Source organism: Vibrio sp. 2134-1, from assembly GCF_033339495.1.
The window spans coordinates 1-542 of record NZ_JAWOUS010000856.1; the positions used below are offsets into that span (position 1 = coordinate 1).

At 49.1% G+C, this 542-nt stretch carries 1 protein-coding gene; it reads left to right on the forward strand.

Going from position 1 to position 542, the window contains the following annotated elements; genetic code table 11:
- The coding region (gene eda / locus R7R78_RS28925; RefSeq protein ID WP_225474946.1) for a bifunctional 4-hydroxy-2-oxoglutarate aldolase/2-dehydro-3-deoxy-phosphogluconate aldolase at positions 1–420 on the forward strand (420 nt) is incomplete at its 5' end.
- Between the last annotated feature and the right edge of the window lie 122 nt (positions 421–542).

The following is a 542-nucleotide window of genomic DNA, read 5'->3' on the forward strand; positions in this document are numbered from 1 at the left end:
ACTGTGCTGACAAGCGCACAAGTGGATGAAGCGATTGATGCGGGCGTGGACTTTATTGTGAGCCCAGGTTTCAACCCAACTACGGTGAAATACTGCCAACAGCGTAACGTGACCATCGTCCCTGGTGTCAACAACCCAAGCTTGGTTGAGCAAGCGATGGAAATGGGTCTGCGTACGCTGAAGTTTTTCCCAGCAGAACCGTCAGGCGGCGTCGCGATGCTAAAAGCATTATCTGCGGTTTATCCTGTAAAATTCATGCCAACTGGTGGCGTGAGCCCAAGCAATGTTAAAGATTACTTGTCTATTTCTTCAGTCTTAGCGTGTGGTGGTACGTGGAGGGTACCCGGCGATTTGATTGACAACGAGCAATGGGATGAACTGGCGAAGCTGGTTCGTGAAGTTGCGGGAATTATCGAATAATTCCTCACCCCGGTTAGCACCGAGAACTATCGTAGATAGTCGAACGATCTTTTGGTCAATTTGCCAACGCCTGCGGCTCCACCGTAGGCGTTTTTTTATATGCAGTTTTGGCGAGTTAAAAA